13 protein-coding genes are annotated in these 14,036 nt (G+C 64.9%); 10 read left to right on the top strand and 3 right to left on the bottom strand.

Annotated features, from left to right (window positions below; all coding sequences use genetic code 11):
- Positions 1-21: 21 nt before the first annotated feature.
- The 9 genes from murD (at position 22) to EWM63_RS08085 (ending at position 10,417) form a co-directional block, all read left to right on the top strand.
- On the top strand, positions 22-1,551 hold the full coding sequence (murD, locus tag EWM63_RS08125; protein WP_130186073.1) for a UDP-N-acetylmuramoyl-L-alanine--D-glutamate ligase: 1,530 nt from the start codon (positions 22-24) through the stop codon (positions 1,549-1,551).
- The gene (ftsW, locus tag EWM63_RS08120; RefSeq protein WP_130186072.1) at positions 1,551-2,762 is read left to right on the top strand and encodes a putative lipid II flippase FtsW; all 1,212 of its coding nucleotides are present in this window, start codon (positions 1,551-1,553) and stop codon (positions 2,760-2,762) included. Before murD ends, ftsW begins: the two co-directional genes overlap by 1 nt.
- Entirely contained in the window at positions 2,759-3,826 is a 1,068-nt protein-coding gene (gene murG / locus EWM63_RS08115; protein WP_130186071.1) for an undecaprenyldiphospho-muramoylpentapeptide beta-N-acetylglucosaminyltransferase, read from the top strand. Before ftsW ends, murG begins: the two co-directional genes overlap by 4 nt.
- Before the next feature lie 60 nt (positions 3,827-3,886).
- Entirely contained in the window at positions 3,887-5,275 is a 1,389-nt protein-coding gene (gene murC / locus EWM63_RS08110; RefSeq protein WP_130186070.1) for a UDP-N-acetylmuramate--L-alanine ligase, read from the top strand.
- Between the two features lie 16 nt (positions 5,276-5,291).
- Positions 5,292-6,251: a D-alanine--D-alanine ligase gene (locus EWM63_RS08105; protein WP_371861197.1), complete on the top strand. Its 960-nt coding sequence runs from the start codon at positions 5,292-5,294 to the stop codon at positions 6,249-6,251.
- A gap of 7 nt (positions 6,252-6,258) precedes the next feature.
- The gene (locus EWM63_RS08100; protein ID WP_130186068.1) at positions 6,259-7,023 is read left to right on the top strand and encodes a cell division protein FtsQ/DivIB; all 765 of its coding nucleotides are present in this window, start codon (positions 6,259-6,261) and stop codon (positions 7,021-7,023) included.
- 47 nt (positions 7,024-7,070) lie between these two features.
- Positions 7,071-8,303 carry a cell division protein FtsA gene (gene ftsA, locus EWM63_RS08095; RefSeq protein WP_130186067.1) on the top strand — a complete coding sequence of 411 codons (1,233 nt, stop codon included), beginning with the start codon at positions 7,071-7,073 and terminating at the stop codon, positions 8,301-8,303.
- Positions 8,304-8,463: 160 nt separating this feature from the next.
- Positions 8,464-9,672 carry a cell division protein FtsZ gene (ftsZ, locus tag EWM63_RS08090; protein ID WP_130186066.1) on the top strand — a complete coding sequence of 403 codons (1,209 nt, stop codon included), beginning with the start codon at positions 8,464-8,466 and terminating at the stop codon, positions 9,670-9,672.
- A 241-nt stretch (positions 9,673-9,913) separates the two neighbouring features.
- The gene (locus tag EWM63_RS08085; protein WP_130186065.1) at positions 9,914-10,417 is read left to right on the top strand and encodes a peroxiredoxin; all 504 of its coding nucleotides are present in this window, start codon (positions 9,914-9,916) and stop codon (positions 10,415-10,417) included.
- 69 nt (positions 10,418-10,486) lie between these two features.
- Here the strand turns inward: EWM63_RS08085 and EWM63_RS32300 are convergent, their stop codons facing one another.
- The 3 genes from EWM63_RS32300 to EWM63_RS08070 all read right to left on the bottom strand — a co-directional run bounded on the left by EWM63_RS32300 (position 10,487) and on the right by EWM63_RS08070 (position 12,971).
- Positions 10,487-11,326: an FxDxF family PEP-CTERM protein gene (locus tag EWM63_RS32300; RefSeq protein WP_229487803.1), complete on the bottom strand. Its 840-nt coding sequence runs from the start codon at positions 11,324-11,326 to the stop codon at positions 10,487-10,489.
- Positions 11,323-12,192, bottom strand: coding sequence for a PEP-CTERM sorting domain-containing protein (locus tag EWM63_RS08075; RefSeq protein ID WP_229487802.1), 870 nt, complete (start codon positions 12,190-12,192; stop codon positions 11,323-11,325). The genes EWM63_RS32300 and EWM63_RS08075 overlap by 4 nt, the downstream gene beginning before the upstream one ends.
- A 278-nt stretch (positions 12,193-12,470) precedes the next feature.
- Complete coding sequence (locus tag EWM63_RS08070; RefSeq protein WP_130186064.1) at positions 12,471-12,971, bottom strand: SET domain-containing protein; 501 nt, start codon at positions 12,969-12,971, stop codon at positions 12,471-12,473.
- Between the two features lie 153 nt (positions 12,972-13,124).
- On the opposite strand from EWM63_RS08070, the gene EWM63_RS08065 reads away from it, so the two are divergent.
- Positions 13,125-13,967, top strand: coding sequence for a DMT family transporter (locus EWM63_RS08065; protein ID WP_130190266.1), 843 nt, complete (start codon positions 13,125-13,127; stop codon positions 13,965-13,967).
- The last annotated feature ends 69 nt before the right edge of the window (positions 13,968-14,036 follow it).

Raw genomic sequence — 14,036 nt, 5'->3', positions numbered from 1 at the left:
GGCAAACAACGGTAAACACAGATGATCTATAACGGCAAAATCGCGCTGGTGCTGGGCCTTGGCGAATCGGGCCTGGCCATGGCGCAGTGGCTCGCCCGCTGCGGCGCGCTGCTGCGCGTGGCGGATACGCGCGCCGTGCCGGAACGCCTGCCGGCGTTGCGCGAAGCGGTGCCGGGCACGCAGTTCATCTCCGGTCCGTTCAATGCAGCGCTGCTCGACGGCGTGGATTTCGTCGCCGTCAGCCCCGGCCTTGCGCCGAACCGCGAACTGTCCCAGATCCTGCCTGCCGCGCAGGAAAGGAACATCCCTGTCTGGGGCGAGATCGAACTCTTCGCCCAGGCGCTGGCCTGGCTGAAGACCGATCGCGCCTATGCGCCGAAGGTCATCGCGATCACCGGCACCAATGGCAAGACCACCGTCACCACCCTGACCGGCCAGTTGTGCGAACGCGCCGGCCTATCGGTGAAGGTGGCCGGCAACATCAGCCCCGCCGCGCTGGACGTGCTGCGCGAGGCGATGGACAACGCGCAGCTGGAACATTCGCTGCCACAGGCCTGGGTGCTGGAACTGTCCAGCTTCCAGCTGCACACCACGTACTCGCTGCAGGCCGATGCCGCCACGGTGCTGAACCTGACGCAGGATCACCTGGACTGGCACGGTACCATGGAAGCCTATGCCGCGGACAAGGCGCGCATCTTCGGCGAGCACACCGTGCGCGTGCTGAACCGCGACGATGCCTGGACAATGCGCATGGCGGCCCCGGCCGGTACCAATGGTGCTAATTCAACTGCCACCTTCGGCACCGGCGAACCCGAGGGCCTGCACAGCTTCGGCCTCGTCAACGAGCGGGGAGTGTGGTGGCTGGCCACGGCCGAGCCGACGGACGATGCCGAGCCGGCAAAGAAGCGCCGCAAGAACGAACCGGTGCCCGCGGTCGAGACCCAGGTGAAAAAACTGATGCCGGCCGATGCGCTGCAGATTCGCGGCACGCACAACGCAACCAACGCGCTGGCCGCGCTGGCGCTGTGCCGGGCGATCGGGCTGCCGTTCGCGCCGCTGCTGCACGGCCTGCGCGACTACAAGGGCCAGCCGCACCGCGTGGAACTGGTGGCCGCCATCAATGGCGTCGAATTCTACGACGACAGCAAGGGCACCAATGTGGGGGCCACCGTGGCCGCCATCGACGGCCTGGGCAAGAGCTTCGGCGGCGACAGCCAGCGCATCGTGCTGGTCGCCGGCGGCGACGGCAAGGGCCAGGCATTCGATCCGCTGGCCGGCCCGGTATCGCGCTACGTGCGCGCCGTGGTGCTGATCGGCCGCGATGCGCCGGCCATCCGCGCCGCACTGGCCGACACGAACGTGCCGCTGGAAGACTTTGCGACGCTGGAAGAAGCAACGCAGCGCGCCGCCGCGCTGGCCCATGCCGGTGACGCCGTGCTGCTGTCGCCCGCCTGCGCCAGCCTGGACATGTTCAAGAACTATGCGCACCGCGCGCAAGTGTTCATCGACACCGTGCGCGGCATCGCGCTCGATGCGGGACAGGAGATCTGATGGCCTTCCAGCTGCCATTCAAGTTCTCCGGCGGGGGATCGGTCACGCCGATCGATATCCGCTCGCGCCAGTCGCGCATGATGGAGTACGACAAGCCGCTGCTGTGGGTGATCATCCTGCTGCTGCTGCTCGGCATGGTGATGGTGTACTCGGCGTCGATTGCCTTGCCCGATTCGCGCAAATACGCGGCCTACTCGAGTTCCTATTTCCTGACGCGGCAAGCCACGTTCATCGGAATTTCCGCCGTGATGGCGCTGGTGGCGTTCCGCATCCCGGTCGCCACATGGCAGCGCTGGGCGCCATACCTGTTCATCGGCACGCTGTTCCTGCTGGTGCTCGTGCTGATCCCCGGCATTGGCGTGGTGGTCAATGGCGGGCGGCGCTGGCTGTCGCTGAAGATCTACAACCTGCAGCCTTCGGAGCTGATGAAGCTGTTCATCGTGCTGTACGCGGCCGACTACACGGTGCGCAAGCAGGAATACATGCACAAGCTGACCAAGGGCTTCCTGCCCATGGCGATCGCGGTCAGCGTCGTGGGCCTGCTGCTGCTGCTCGAACCCGACCTGGGTGCGTTCGGCGTGATCGTCTGCATCGCCATGGGCATCCTGTTCCTGGGCGGCGTGAACGCAATCTGGTTCGGCGGCATCGCCGGCATGCTGGTCACGGTCTTCGTGTCGATCATCGCACTGTCGAAGTTCCGGCGCGACCGCTTCTTTGCGTACCTGAATCCGTGGGAAGAAGAAAACGCGCTGAACAAGGCCTACCAGCTGACGCACTCGCTGATCGCCTTCGGCCGCGGCGAGATCTTCGGCGTGGGTCTCGGCGGCAGCGTGGAAAAGCTGCACTACCTGCCCGAAGCGCATACCGACTTCCTGCTGGCCGTGATCGGCGAGGAATTGGGGCTGATCGGCGTGCTCGTTGTCATCGGAATGTTCTACTGGATCGTTAAACGCGCTTTCGAGATCGGCCGCCAGGCGATCGCCATCGACCAGACCTTCGCCGGCCTGGTCGCCAAGGGCATCGGTATCTGGGTCGGTATCCAGACATTCATCAATATGGGAGTCAATTTGGGGTTGCTGCCCACCAAGGGACTGACGTTGCCGCTGATGAGCTACGGCGGCACCGGCGTGCTCGTCAACTGTCTCGGCCTGGCGATCCTGCTGCGCATCGACTATGAAAACCGCGTGCTGATGCGGGGCGGGCGAGTATGAAGAAACTCGTGATCATGGCGGCCGGCACCGGCGGCCACATTTTTCCCGGCCTGGCGATCGCGCGCACGATGCGCGAGCGCGGCTGGGAAGTCACGTGGCTGGGCACATCGCACGGCATGGAAGGTGACCTGGTACCGAAGGCCGGCGTGATGATGGACGTGATCCATTTTTCCGGCATGCGCGGCAAGGGCCTGGGCCATACGGTGTCCGGCGCACTGAAGATGCTGAAGGCTTTTTGGGATTGCTACGGCATCATTGGCCGCCGCAAGCCCGATGCCGTGCTGGGCATGGGCGGCTACGTGACGGTGCCCGGCGGGATGATGAGCAAGCTGCGCAACGTGCCGCTGGTGCTCGTCAACGCCGATGCGGCATTGCTGCTGTCGAACAGGACGCTGGCACCAGTGGCGTCGAAGGTGTGCTTCGGTTTCCCGGCCGACTTCGGCCGCGCCGCCGGCAAGGCCGTCGTCACGGGCAACCCGGTGCGCAAGGAAATCCTCGACCTGCCGGCGCCCGAGCAGCGTTTCGCCGGCCGCGAAGGCCCGCTGCGCATCCTCGTCGTCGGGGGCAGCCTGGGCGCGAAGGCGCTGAACGATGCGCTGCCGGCCGCGCTGGCGTTGCTGCCGGAAGCCGAACGACCGCTGGTGACGCACCAGTCGGGCAAGAAGAATATCGATGCGCTGCGCGCCGGTTATGCGCAGGCCGGCGTGCAGGCCAGCGTGGTCGACTTCATCGACGACATGGCCAGCGCGTATGCGCAGGCCGACGTGGTGATCTGCCGCGCGGGCGCCATCACGGTTTCCGAACTGACGGCGGCCGGCGTGGCCAGCGTGCTCGTGCCGCTCGTGGCGTCGACGACCAGCCACCAGCGCGACAACGCGCAATGGATGCAGAAGCAGAATGCGGCGATCCACCTGCCGCAAACGGAACTGACCGCGCAGGGCCTGGCGGCACTGCTGCAAACGCTCACGCGCAACGCCTGCCGCGGCATGGCCGTGGCGGCGCGGGCCGTGGGCAAGCGCGATGCGAACGACGCGATCGCGAACGTACTCGAACAACTGGCATGAATTGGTAATAACCGGCAATAACGGCAATAACGCGCACAACGGGCAGAGAAGAACGCAAACATGCAACACAAGGTCAAGAACATTCACTTCGTCGGCATCGGCGGCAGCGGCATGAGCGGCATCGCCGAGGTGCTGGTCACGCTCGGCTACAACGTCAGCGGCTCGGACCTGGGCAGTAATGCCGTCACGCAGCGCCTGGCCGACATGGGCGCACAGGTATTCCAGGGCCATGCGGCCGAATACATCGGCGCCGCCGATGCGGTGGTCACCTCCACCGCCGTCGCGGCGGATAATCCGGAAGTGGTGGCGGCCCGCGCGAAAAAGATCCCGATCGTGCCGCGCGCCGTGATGCTGGGCGAGCTGATGCGCCTGAAACGCGGCATCGCCATCGCCGGCACGCACGGCAAGACCACGACCACGTCGCTGGTCGCCTCCGTGCTGTACCAGGGCGGCCTGGACCCCACGTTCGTGATCGGCGGCCGGCTCACCGCGGCGGGCGCCAATGCCAAGCTGGGTTCCGGCGAGTACCTGGTGGCCGAGGCGGACGAATCGGATGCTTCGTTCCTGAACCTGGCGCCGATGATCGAGGTGATCACGAACATCGATGCCGACCACATGGAAACTTACGAGCACGATTTCGAAAAGCTGAAACAGGCGTTCGTGCACTTCACGCACCGGCTGCCGTTCTACGGGCGCGCCATGCTGTGCATCGACGACCCGCACGTGCGCAGCATCCTGCCCCAGGTGACCAAGCCCGTCACCACGTATGGTTTCGCGGAAGACGCCGAAGTGCGCGCCGTGAACGCCCGCGCGGTCGGCACGCAGATGCATTTCACGGTACTGCAGGAAGGCTTCCCCGACCTGGACGTGGTGCTGAACCAGCCGGGCATGCACAACGTGCAGAACGCCTGCTCGGCCGTTGCCATCGCGCGTGAAATCGGCGTCGAGGACAGCGCCACGCAAGCCGGCCTGGCGGGCTTCGCGGGCGTGGGCCGCCGCTTCACGAAATACGGCGACGTCGCCATTCCGGGCGGCGGCACCTTCACGCTGGTCGACGATTTCGGCCATCACCCGGTGGAAACGGAAGTGACACTGGCCGCCGCCCGCGCCGCGTATCCGGGCCGCCGCCTGGTGCTCGCGTTCCAGCCGCACCGCTATACCCGCACCCGCGACCTGTTCGAGGACTTCGCCCGCGTGCTGTCGGTGGTGGACCTGCTGCTGCTGGTGGAAGTCTATCCGGCCGGCGAGGCGCCGATCGTGGGCGCCGACGGCCGCTCGCTGGTGCGCGCGATCCGCGCTCGCGGCAAGACCGAGCCGGTCTTCGTCGAAACCATCGCCGAGGTGCCGGAAACGATCATGAACCTGGTACGGGACGGCGACGTGGTCCTGACGATGGGCGCGGGCGCGATCAGCGGCGTACCGGGCAAACTGGTGAACTACAAAGCTTGAACGACAGGGCATGAGCATGAGTATCTCGAAAGAAGAAGCGCAATCGTTTGGCAAGGTCGGCGTGCTGTTCGGCGGCCGCTCCGCCGAGCGCGAAGTGTCCATCATGTCCGGCAGCGGCGTGCTGGAAGCCCTGCGCGGCCAGGGCATCGATGCACACCCGTTCGATCCGGGCCAGCGTTCGCTGGGCGAACTGGAAGCGGAAAAATTCGACCGCGTTTTCATCGCGCTGCATGGCCGCCTCGGCGAAGATGGCACGCTGCAGGGCGCGCTCGAACTGCTGGGCATTCCCTATACGGGCAGCGGCGTGATGGCCAGCTCGGTCGGCATGGACAAGATCACGACGAAGGTGCTCTGGCAAAAGGCCGGCTTGCCCACGCCGGACTACGCGCTGCTCGATGGGCAGTCCGACCTGCCGGCCGTGGCCGCGCAACTGGGCCTGCCACTGATCGTGAAGCCGCCACACGAAGGCTCCTCGATCGGCATCACGAAGGTCAATGCTGTCGACGAATTCCAGGCGGCCTACGACGTGGCGGCGAAACTGGATGACGAAGTGCTGGCGGAAAGCTTCGTTACCGGCCGCGAATTCACCGTGGCCGTGCTGGGCACGGGTGCCGCCGCGCGCGCGCTGCCTGTGGTGGAAATCGTGGCGCCGGAAGGCAAGTACGACTACCAGAACAAGTATTTCACTGACGATGTGCAGTATTTCTGCCCGCCGCAGCTCGATGAGGCGGTGCAGGCCGAGATGGGCCGCATCGCCGTCGAGGCTTATCGCACCTTGGGTTGCGAAGGCTGGGCACGCGTGGACGTGCTGCTGCGCACGAGCGACAACCGGCCGTTCCTGCTGGAGGTGAACACGTCGCCCGGCATGACGACCCATTCGCTGGTGCCGATGGCTGCACGTGCCGTCGGTCTGTCGTACGAGGAGCTGTGCGTGGAAATCCTGCGCACGGCACGGCTGAAAAACAAGAAGGTCTGAACGAACCATGTGGCACGACGCAAAAGCCTTGAACGCAACCGCCAGCGGCATCGTCGCGCTGGTGTTTGCCGTTTGCGTCGCCGCCGGCATCTGGTGGATCGCGCACCGGCCGGTTTTCGACCTGCGCACGATCCGCGTCGAAGCGATGGAGCGCGCCGAACTGCGCCACGTGAACCTGCTGACGCTGAAGAACGGTACGCAGGGCCGCATCCGCGGCAATTTCTTCACGGCGAACCTGGAACAGGTGCGCCAGGTATTCGAGGCCGTGCCATGGGTGCGGCGCGCTACCGTGCGGCGCGAGTGGCCGAACCAGCTGATCGTGGAGGTCGAAGAGCACGAGGCGCTGGGCACGTGGGGCGAGGATGGCCGCCTGCTGTCGGTGAAGGGCGATGTGTTTACCGCCAACCTGGCCGAGGCGGAAGAGGATCACGAACTGCCGCAATTTTCCGGGCCGGACGGCAGCGAGAAGGAAGTGCTGTCGCGCTACGCCGAGCTGCGCAAGTGGTTCGCGCCGGCGAAGCTCGTGCCGGCGGGCCTGGCGCTGTCGAGCCGCTACGCGTGGACGGTGACGCTGCAAAGCGGCGCCAGCGTGGCGCTGGGCCGCGAGCAGACACCGACGATGCTCAGGGAGCGCGTGGCGCGGCTGGTATCGGTGTGGCCGCAACTGGCCGCGCGCGTGCCGGACATCGAAACGATCGACATGCGTTACCAGAACGGTCTGGCGCTGTCGGCGGCGGGGTTGAAGATACCGGCTGAAAAAGCAAAAAAATAAGCAAAAAAACACGCTGAAGCAGTACAACGAATACATACGAGCAGATAATGACAAAAGACGCGAAAAACCTGATCGTCGGCCTCGACATCGGCACCTCCAAGGTGGTTGCCGTGGTGGCCGAGGTGATGGGCGATGGCCGCCACGAAGTGATCGGGCTGGGGCAGCACGAATCGAAGGGCCTGAAGAAGGGCGTGGTGGTGAACATCGAAGCGACCGTGGAATCCATCCAGCGCGCCCTCGAGGAAGCCGAGCTGATGGCCGACTGCAAGATCCGCAATGTCTACGCGGGTATCGCGGGCAGCCATATCCGCAGCTTCAATTCGAGCGGCATGGTGGCGATCAAGGAAAAGGAAGTCACGGCGACCGATGTGGCGCGCGTCATCGAAACGGCGAAGGCCGTTAACATCCCTACTGATCAGCAGCTGCTGCACACGGTGCCGCAGGAGTTCATCGTGGACAGCCAGGAGGATGTGCGCGAGCCGATCGGCATGAGCGGCATCCGCCTGGAAGTGAAGGTACATATCGTTACCGGCGCAGTGAGCGCGGTGCAGAACATCGTCAAGTGCGTGCGGCGCTGCGGGCTCGAGGTTTCGGACCTGATCCTGCAGCCCATGGCATCCGCGGATGCCGTGCTGACGCCGGACGAAAAAGAATTGGGTGTAGTGCTGATCGATATCGGCGGCGGCACCACCGACGTTGCAGTGTTCTCGGACGGCGCGATCCGCCATACGGCAGTGATCCCGATCGCCGGTGACCAGATCACCAACGATATAGCGATGGCCTTGCGGACGCCTACGTCCGAAGCGGAAGAAATCAAGATCCGCTACGGCGTGGCAAAGCAGGTGCTGGCAGATCCGGGGGAACACCTGGAAGTGCCGGGCCTGGGCGACCGCGGACCTCGCCCGCTGTCCCGCCAGGCGCTGGCTGCCGTCATCGAGCCACGCGTGGAGGAACTGTTCGCCATGGTGCACCAGGTGGTGCGCGAATCCGGATACGAGGGCGTGCTCTCGTCCGGCATCGTGTTGACCGGTGGCTCCTCGATCATGCCCGGCATGGTCGAGATGGCGGAGGACATCTTCCTGAAACCGGCGCGCCTCGGCACGCCGGACTATCGCGGCCAGCTGGCCGACGTGGTGCGCAGCCCCCGCTATGCCACCGTGCTCGGTCTTCTGCTGGAAGCGAAGAAGCAGTATTTGCGCGGGCATATCGTGACGCGCCAGGACGGGTCCGTGAAGGCGGTCTGGCAACGCATGAAGGAATGGTTCCTCGGTAATTTCTGAGGTGGGGCACTGTGGGCTGGCCGCCGCACGCGACAGCCTTTATTGCACCCGAAACGGTAACAACAGGGTAAACTATTTTTATATATACGCAGTCTTCGCCCCCCAGTCTCTACCGATATGAAGGCTGGCGCACGAAGCGCGCTTTAACTAGGAGCACATCATGGAGTTCGATATGGTCGATAACGCGTCACTGGGAACGGTGATCAAGGTGGTCGGTGTTGGCGGCGCGGGCGGTAACGCGGTGCAGCACATGATCAACAAGGGCATGAGCGGGGTGGAATTCATCGCCGCCAATACCGATGCCCAGGCGTTGTCGGCTTCCAAGGCCGACAACATCATCCAGATCGGCGAGACCGGCCTGGGTGCGGGCATGAAACCCGATGTCGGCCGCAAGCTGGCCGAGGATTCGCGCGCACGCATCGAGGATGCGCTGCGCGGTGCGCACATGGTGTTCATCGCCGCGGGCATGGGCGGCGGTACCGGCACCGGTGCCGCGCCGATCGTCGCGGAAGTGGCGAAATCGCTGGGCGCGCTGACCGTTGCGGTCGTGTCCAAGCCGTTCTCGCACGAAGGCCAGAAGTGCATGGAGATCGCCGATGAAGGCCTGGAGCAGCTGTCGCAGAACGTCGACTCGCTGATCGTGATCCTGAACGAGAAGCTCGAGGAGATCTACGAAGACGAGTCGCTGATCGAATGGCTGCAGCATGCCGACGATGTGCTGAACAACGCGGTGGCCGGTATCGCCGAGATCATCAACGTGCCGGGCCACATCAACGTCGACTTCAACGACGTGAAGACGATCATGGGCGAGCAGGGCAAGGCCATGATGGGTACCGCGACCGCCGCCGGCGTGGATCGCGCGCGCATCGCCGCCGAACAGGCCGTGGCTTCGCCGCTGCTCGATGGCATCGACCTGTCCGGCGCGCGCGGCGTGCTGGTCAACGTGACCGCCAGCCGTGGCCTGAAGGGCAAGGAGATCAAGGAAGTGATGGCCGCGGTGCGCGCCTTCGCCGCACCGGACGCATCGATCGCGCAAGGTATCGCCTACGACGATTCGATGGGCGATTCGATCCGCGTGACCGTGGTGGCAACGGGCCTGGGCAAGAACAAGAAGCACGTTCAGCTGGTGCCGCAGCAGATGCTGCGCACGGGCACCCACAACAACCCGCTGAACCCGCAGGCCGGGCTGGGCGGCGCCGCCGCATCGACCGCGATGGGCGTGGGCGTCGCTGCCGGCCACAACTTCGAAGGCCAGAAGGCTCCAGCCGTGTGGCGCCGCGAATCGGCTTCCGAGCAGGTGCGCGCGATGGAAAAGAACGGCATGGAAACCTACGACATCCCGGCATTCCTGCGCAAGCAGGCCGACTGATCATCTGTTCCGGCGGCGTCCCTGGACGCCGCCACGCCGGCCTTGGTGAGAGGGGCCGGCGCTTTCGAGCGGTTTCGCTCGCGCTCTGGCATACTTGCCGGAGCTGCCGCCTTGGGTGCACGCTTTGTGTACTACCCCAGCGCGGTTTTTTTTTGCCTGCCCGGCTTTTCATTTGCGTGGCCCGGGCTGCTTTCGGAATCATCCGTTCGCACGGCACGCAACGCTTTACAAGGAGATCACCATGACCATCAAGATCGGCGACAAACTGCCGGAAGGCTCGCTGTCCGAATTCATCGAAGTCGAAACCGAAGGCTGCTCGCTGGGCCCGAACACGTTCAACGTGCAGGAACTGGCCGCCGGCAAGAAGATCGCAATCTTCGGCCTGCCGGGCGCCTACACGCCCACCTGCTCGGCCAAGCACGTGCCCGGCTTCGTGGAGCATGCCGAAGCCTTCAAGGCCAAGGGCGTGGACGAGATCTGGTGCATCTCGGTGAACGACGCGTTCGTGATGGGCGCCTGGGGCCGCGAGCAGAAAGCCACGAACATCGTGCGCATGATGGCCGACGGTAACGCCGCCTTCACGAAGTCGCTGGGCCTGGATGCGGACTTCTCGAAGTTCGGCATGGGCACGCGCTCGCAGCGCTACTCGATGCTGGTCGAGGATGGCGTCGTCACGCAGCTGAACGTGGAGCAGGGCGGCAAGTTCGAAGTGTCGAACGCGGAGACGCTGCTGGGCCAGGTTTAAGCCACCTCGGACGGATAGAAAATGCCGCGCGGTTGCGCGGCATTTTTTTCGTACACTACGACCGCCTCATCAGCACGCGGCCTTCTTGCGTCGCGCCGCAACGCCCAGCAGAGCAAGTCCGCCCAGCAGCATCCCGTACGTGGCCGGTTCGGGCACCGCGCTCACCACCGAACTGCCACCGATGACTCCCTCGCTGTACAGCGTGGCGACCGTGTCGCTGCCGGTCCAGTTCGCGAAGCTGACGGACAGTTGGCCATCCCAGTGCAAGGTGTCGCCAAGCACATTGCCGGCATTGTCGACCCGGTAGCCGGCGACAAGTTCCTGGAACTGTTCGTCGATGACCCAGGCGCCATCGGCGTCGAGTCCGTCGAACGCCATCAGGATGCGGCCCATTGCGCGCTCGGCGTTGCCGGCCGCGTCGAGGCCCACCGTCGTCGCCACGTCGATGCTGGCGTCGAACGTTACCGTCACCCGCGTGTTTGCCGCGACCTGCACGTTCATCGCCGTGTAGGGCGCCGCGGTCGCGCCGTATTCACCATAGCCCACGGCGGAGCTCAGCGCCGCACCCTCCAGCGCGATGCTGGAATAGCCGACGATCGACGGCTGGCCGGCGATCGTGGCGGACGAGTGCGAGAACGTGGTGCCCACATCGGCGTGCAGCTGGCTGGCGCCATGCGTGCCGATGCCGGCTTGCGCATCGTTGCTGTAGGCCGGATCGAAGCTGGCGCTGCCGATGTTGAGATAGGGCTGGCTGCCATGCATCATCGTGGCCGATGCGGCGATGCCGTCGTTCAGGTCCAGGTCGGTCAGCGTGATCGTCACGCCGTTGATGTGCACGGTGCTGCTGGCGGCGGCCAGGGCGCCGGTCGCGGCCAGCAGCAGGGAAGAAGCAAGGATCAGGCGTTTCATGCGGCCTCCCTTGTCGCGCGGCGGCGGGCGATGGCACCGACGAGGCCCAGGCCGCCGAGCAGCATCAGGCCTGTCGCGGGTTCGGGCACGGCGGAGACGGCCGAATGGCCGAACGCACGGGCCTCTCCCGTGAAGATGCCGTCCACGCTGGCGTTGGTGGTGTTGCTGAACGAGACCGACAGCAGGCCCGTCCACGATTGCGCATCGCCGTGCACGTTGCCGGCGCCGTCGAGCGTGTAGCTCGCGGTGGCGATGTGTTCGTCGTCGTCCCACACGAGCGTGCCGCCGCTGTCGAAGCCTGCCGCGCCGAGACCCACCAGCGCGCCGCCGGCTTCGTCCCAGCCCGTGGTCGGGTCGCCGCCGGTCGATGTCGTACCCTGCGCCCAGCCGCTGGCCGAGAAGTACACGGCCGTATTGGCGGACAGCGTGAAGCCTGCCCACGCGCTCTGCACCGTCACGTCGTATGAACCACGCGCCGCGGCGCCGCTGCCGGCCTGGCCTTGCGCGGCCAATGCGGAGAAGCCCGCGCCAGCCAGGCCCGCAATACTGCCGCTGGCCGAAGCCATGGGGGTATCGCGTCCGGCGCTGACCGATGACGCCAGGCCGGAGCCCACGCTGCGGAATTCGCGGAAGCTTTCGTCGTCGCCCGTCCATGAGCGCAGTTCGCCGCTCACCGTGCCGCCGCTGTTCTCTCCCATGTCCGGAGCGAACACGATCGACGGCGCGATGCCATCGTCCGGCGCGAGGTCGACGAGTGTGATGGTGACCGCGCCAATGCCGCCCGTGCTCGTGGCGCTCGCGGCGGCGCCTTGCGCCATTCCCGCCAGCACCGATGCGGCCAGCAGGTGGTATGCCAAGCTTTTCATTGAAACTCCTTTGTTTGCAGGAATTTCATTATGCGCAGCGGTCACGCATGCCAAGGGAGCGCTACCTCGGCCGTTACAAAGTTACCCTCGGCAATGATTTGCCAGAGAAATTCATTTAGCCGCGATGGAATTTACCGGACATACGTGTAACAGGCAGGCGGGCGGCAGTGCTGCATACCGCGAAAAAGCCATTCCCCGATCGGGGAACTGCTGGTACAACGGCTATTTAACGATCTTAACAAATGGCAACGTTGTAGATTGGCTACGCCTGTTACAACTTATGGTGCCGCCTTCTTCCCGCGGCTGCGCTTTTTCGGCGCCAGCATGATGCCGGTGCAGTTCGGCGCGCCGCAACGGCATTCAAACGCCTTCTTCACGGCGGGAGTATGGCGTTCGTCGTAGATCAGGCCATAGTTGTAGCGCAGCTCCTCGCCTTTTTCGATGTCGCGCAGTGCGTGGATGAAGACGCGGTCGTCTTCTTCCATCGCTTCGCAATTCGGGTCGCACGAGTGGTTGATGAAGCGCGAGTCGTTGCCGCCGGCGCCGCCGTCGATCAACAGGCCGTTGTTCAGCGTGAAGAAGAACGTGTGGTTGATCGGGCCGCCCTTCTCGGCGGTGCGGCGGCATGTTTCATCCCAGTCGACGATTTCACCGGTGTATTCGATGATCCGGGTACCGGCCGGAATGGCGCGGCGGGCGAAGACACCCTTGCCGTGGATCGGCGAATCATGCACTTCGAAGACGGGAGATACTTTCGGTTTCTTGGTGGGCTTGGTCATTCGATCATGATACCGCGCAGCGAAAGGAAACGCTGATACCGCTCACTGTTCGCGTGCGGGCGAATTACAATGGCCGGCTAATCTTATTACACGCCAGCCAAGGACCGCTTCTTGAAACAGCAAGCCAAGGAAAACCTGCACAGCATCTATGCGATGGTCATCGCCGTTGCAATGTTCTCGATCATGGACACGGCCATGAAACTGCTGGCTGCCCGCTATCCGGCCATGCAGGTGACGGTATTGCGCGCGTTTTCATCGATGCCGCTGGTGTGTGCCTACGTTGCCTACCGCGGCGGATTCCGCGGCATTTTCAAGGTGCGATGGCCGCTGCAGCTGCTGCGCGGCGCGCTGGGGATCGGCATGCTCACCATGTTCGCCTATGGCCTCAAATCGCTGCCGCTGTCGGAAGCGTATTCGGTGTTCTTCATCGCGCCGGCGCTGATCACGGCGCTGTCGGTATTCATCCTGGGCGAGCGCGTCGACGCGATGCAGTGGCTGGCGATCGGCGTCGGCCTGGTCGGCGTGCTTGTCGTGCTGCGGCCCGAGGGCACCAGCTTCATTTCCGTGGCCGGGCTGGCCATCCTGGGCTCGGCGGCATGCTACGCGGTGTCCGCGATCGCCAGCCGGATCCTGTCGCGCACCGATTCGAATGAACAGATCATGTTCTGGCTGCTGGTGATGATCGGTGGCGGGGCGCTGCCGCTGGCGTGGCCGGGATGGGTGCCGCTGCAGTGGAGCGACTGGCCCGTGATCGCCACCCTGGCGCTCTCCGGCTTCCTGGGCCAGCTGGCGATCACCAAGGCATTCAGCATCGGCAAGGCATCGATCGTGGCGCCGTTCGAGTACACCGCGCTGGCGTGGGGCGTGGCGATCGACTGGGCCTTGTGGAGCACCTTGCCGGACCGGTGGACCCTGGTGGGTGCCGCGATCATCATCGGCAGCGGCATCTACCTCGTGCGGCGCGAGGCTGTGCACAGCGAGGCCGAACACCCGTGAAACCCGCATGTTGTCTCGCTTTCAAGCCTGTCAATGGGCCTTTGGGTGGAGGAAACGCGGGGCGGGGAA

Origin of the sequence: Pseudoduganella lutea, assembly GCF_004209755.1 — a bacterium.
In the GTDB taxonomy this organism is placed as follows: Bacteria; Pseudomonadota; Gammaproteobacteria; order Burkholderiales; family Burkholderiaceae_D; genus Rugamonas; species Rugamonas lutea.
The sequence above is the reverse complement of the archived record's forward strand: the minus strand, read 5'-3'. Positions and strand labels throughout refer to the sequence as shown.